Below are 4209 nucleotides of genomic sequence, written 5' to 3'. Positions count from 1 at the left end.
GCCCCACGCCGCGTCCCACCCGCGGTCGGCCGGGAAGTCCGACATCCCGTCCCCGCCGGCCACCACCAGATCCCACAACCCCGCGGGCGAGACCACATCGCCCGGCAGCCGGCACGACATTCCCACAATCGCGATCGGCTCGCGTTCAGCCGACTCGATGTGCCGGAGCCGCTGTTTGGTGTTGTGCAGGTCGGCCGTGACTCGCTTGAGGTAGTCGCGCAGTTTCAGCTCGTCTGACATCGTGGCCTCGCTGTGAGTCGTGGTCGGTTCAGGGCGCCGATTACTCATCGCCGAGTTCCCTGTCGATGAACGCGAACATCTCTTCGTTCGTCGCCTCGTCGAGCGTGTCGATGACCGACGACCCGGCGACACGCGGCGTGCCGTCGTCGCCGTACTTGGACACCATGGACTCCAGGCGCCGGACGAGCTTCGTGAGAGTCGTCGCGTCGGCGGTCCGCGCGAGACCGGATTCGATCTCCTGGAGCTTGTCGAAGAGCAGGGCCGCCGCGGCCATCTCCTGCTGGGGAAGCAGTTCGGCGGCGAGGAACTCGACGAGCTTCTCCGAGGTCGGGTGGTCGAACACCAGCGTCGCGGGTAGTCGGAGCCCGGTGGCGGCGTTGATCCGGTTGCGGAGCTCCACCGCGGTCAGCGAGTCGAAGCCCAGGTCCTTGAATGCCTGGCGCTCGCCGATTGCGTCCGCAGAAGCGTGCCCGAGGACGTGGGCGACCTCGGTGAGGACGGTGTGCTGCAGCAGCCGGCTCTGGTCGGCGGGCGACAGACCGGCCAGTTGCTTCGGCAACTGCGGATCGCGTCCGGCGGTCCCGTCCGCCGCCCGCCGCACGGCGGCCGGTACGAGGCCGCGCAGCAGGGCCGGCACGGGGGCGGTGCCGTTCCATGAGCGCAGGGCGTGCACATCGAGCAGCATCGCCACCACGGCGGCCTGCTCGACGCCCAGCGCGGCGTCGAACAGGGCCAGGCCCTGCTCGTTGGACAACCCCGGGCCGAATCTGGCACCGCGGTCGCGCAGGTGGCCGGTCATGGTGCTGGCCTGCTCCCACATCCCCCAGCCCAGCGACACCCCCGGCAGCCCTTCCGCGCGGCGCCGGGCGGCCAGGCCGTCCAGGAAGGCGTTCGCCGCCGCGTAGTTGGCCTGTCCCGGGGTGCCGAACGTCGCCGAGGCGGAGGAGTAGAGCACGAACAGGTCCAGGTCCGCGCCGCGGGTCAGTTCGTCCAGGTTCGCCGCGGCGGTGGCTTTCGCCCGCAGCACGGTGTTGAGGCGTTCCTGGGTCAAGGCGGTGAACACCCCGTCGTCCAGGACTCCGGCGGCGTGCACCACGCCGGTCAGCGGTGCCTGCTGGGGGATGTCCGCGAGGAGAGCGGCCAGGGCGTCGCGGTCGGCGGCGTCGCAGGCCACGATCCGCACATCGGCGGCGCCCAGCGCGGTGAGTTCGGCGGCCAGGTCCGCGGCGCCGGGTGCGTCCGGGCCCTGCCGGGAGAGCAGCAGCAGCTGCCGGATGCCGTGCCCGGCCACCAGATGCCGGGCCAGCAGACCACCCAGGGTTCCGGTACCGCCGGTGATGAGCACCGTGCCGTCCCGATCCACCGGCACGGACTGCGTCGCGCTTGCGATCCGCGCCAGCCGGGGCACCAGGACCTGCCCGTCCCGGATGGCCACCTGCGGCTCGTCCTCGTCGGCCAGCAGCCGCAGATCCACCTCTTCGTCCGCCGCGGTGGTGGGGTCGGTGTCCACCAGGACGATCCGGTCGGGATGCTCGGACTGCGCCGAGCGCACCAGCCCCCACACCGCCGCACCCACCGGGTCCACGCGGTCGCCAGGGACTGCGGGCACGGCACCGCGCGTCACTACTGCCAGGCGTGCGGCGGGGGAGTCCTCTGCCTCCAGCCACTCCTGTGTGCGGCGCAGCACGTCGCCGACGGTCTGCTGTGCCGGTCCGTCTGCTACGGGGAGTACCGTCCACGCGGGGCTGTCTTCTTGGCCGGCGGCAGCGGGCGGGGTGGGGATCCAGTCGATCGCCAAGAGCGCGTCGCTGTGTGCGGCGGCGACGGGTAGCTGTTCACGGGAGAGCAGAGAGCGGATGATCGCGACTGGTGCGCCGGTGCCGTCGGCTGCCTTGATGCACACGCTGTCGCCGTTGGGGGTGATGGCCACTCTGAGGACTGTCGCTCCGATCGCGAACAGCTCCACCCCCGACCATACGAACGGCAGCCGCGGGCCGGGGGCTTCGGTGTCGTCGCTGAGGAGGCCGGAGGGGTGCAGCGCCGCGTCGAGCAGTGCGGGGTGGATGCCGAACCCGTCGACCTGGCCGGTGCCGGGTTCCGGCAGCACCACCTCGGCATACAGGGCCGACTGGTCCCGCCACATTCCCTGCACACCCTGGAACATCGGGCCGTACGTGAGCCCGGCCTCGGCCAGATCGTCATAGAAGCCGTCGATCTTGACGGGTGTGGCGCCCTTCGGGGGCCACACCTGGAGATCGAACCCGGGCGCTGTGGCGCCCGGTGGAGCCAGAGCACCTGAGGCATGCAGCGTCCATGCCTCCGTACCCTCGGCGCGGGCATGCACCTGCACGGGCCGGTCATGCGAGGCGTCCTGGGCTGCCACCCGGATCTGGATGTGGGTGCCGCCTGTGGCTGGCAGGACCAGCGGTGTGTGCAGGACCAGTTCGCGGATCAGGGTGCAGTCCACCTCCCGGCCGGCCCGTACCACCATGTCGACCAGCGCGGCGCCGGGCACCACGATGCGGTCCAGTACGACGTGGTCGGCCAGCCATGGCTGTGTGCTCACCGAGAGCCGGCCGGTGAGTACCACCCCGTCACCGTCCGCCAGCGCCACTGCTGTCCCCAGCAGAGCGTGCCCGGCCTGCGTGAGACCGACGGCACCCAGATCCCCCACGGCCATCGTCGGTTCCGGCCAGTACCGCTGGCGGTGGAAGGCGTAGGTGGGGAGGGGGATTGTGCGGCCGCCCCAGTCGGTGAACACCTTCGTCCAGTCGATGCGGGTGCCGGTGGTCCACAGGCGGCTGAGGGCGGTCAGGGCGGTGTCGGTCTCGTCGCGGTCCTTGCGGAGCATCGGCGTGAACACGGCATCGGGGGCGGTGTCCTGGGCCATGCCGGACAGCACACCGTCCGGGCCCAGCTCCAGATACCGGTTGACTCCGAGCCCGGCTGTGGCCGTGATGCCGTCGGCGAAGCGGACGGGCTGGCGGACCTGGTTCAGCCAGTAGTCGGGCTGCTGCATGGCGCCGGGCTCGGCGACCTCACCCGTCAGGTTCGATACGACCGGGATCCGTGCGGGGTGGAAGGTCAGCCTGTCCAGGACGGTCGCGAACTCCTCCAGCATCGGTTCCATCAGGGCTGAGTGGAAGGCGTGCGAGACCGCCAGGATGTTCACCCGTCGGCCGTGGGCGGTGCACTCGGCCGCGTAGCGCTCGATGGACTCCAGGTCGCCGGAGAGTACGAGGGAGTGGGGACCGTTGACGGCGGCGACATCCAGCCCGGAGTCGGCGACGTCCGCCTCGGTGGCCTGCACCGCCAGCATCCCGCCGCCAGCCGGAAGCCCCTGCATCAGCCGACCACGCTCCGCGACCAGCGTGCACGCGTCGTCCAGATCGAGAATCCCCGACACATGCGCGGCGGTGATCTCACCCAACGAATGACCCAGCAGCACGTCCGGCACCACGCCCCAGGACTCGGCGAGGCGGTAGAGGGCGACTTCGAGGGCGAACAGGCCCGCCTGCGCCCACAGCGTGCCCTCCAGCCCGGTGCCGTCGGCCAGCACCGCGCGCAGCGGGCGCTCCAGGCGGACATCCAGCCGGGCGCAGACCGCGTCGAAGGCTTCGGCGAAGACGGGGAACTGCTCGCAGAGGTCCAGGCCCATCCCGACACGTTGTGAGCCCTGGCCGGTGAACAGGAACGCCAGGCGGCCCTCGCCGGCTATGCCCGAGGCGAGCGTTGTGTCCCCGGTCAGGACTGCGCGGTGTTCCAGGGCGGCGCGTGTGGTGGCCAGCGACCAGCCGACATCCACCACATCCAGCTCCGGCCGCTCGGCGACGAAGGCGCGGAGCTGCTTGATCTGTTCCTGCAGGGCGGGCTCGGACTGCGCCGAGACCACCCAGGGCACCAGCCCCGGCCGCACCGTACGTGCCGGTGCCGCCTCATCGACGGGTTCCGGTGCCTGCTCCAGGATGA

Annotated in this window: 2 protein-coding genes; both read right to left on the bottom strand. The window is 71.2% G+C overall.

Annotated elements, in window-relative coordinates:
* A partial coding sequence (locus G5C65_RS32375; RefSeq protein ID WP_165302610.1) for a polyketide synthase docking domain-containing protein occupies nucleotides 1–240 on the bottom strand: 240 nt, incomplete at its 3' end.
* 40 nt (nucleotides 241–280) lie between these two features.
* The coding region (locus G5C65_RS32370) for a type I polyketide synthase (protein WP_165302609.1) at nucleotides 281–4209 on the bottom strand (3929 nt) is incomplete at its 5' end.

The organism is Streptomyces boncukensis (assembly GCF_011045075.1).
Lineage (GTDB): Bacteria > Actinomycetota > Actinomycetes > Streptomycetales > Streptomycetaceae > Streptomyces > Streptomyces boncukensis.
The sequence above is the reverse complement of the archived record's forward strand: the minus strand, read 5'-3'. Positions and strand labels throughout refer to the sequence as shown.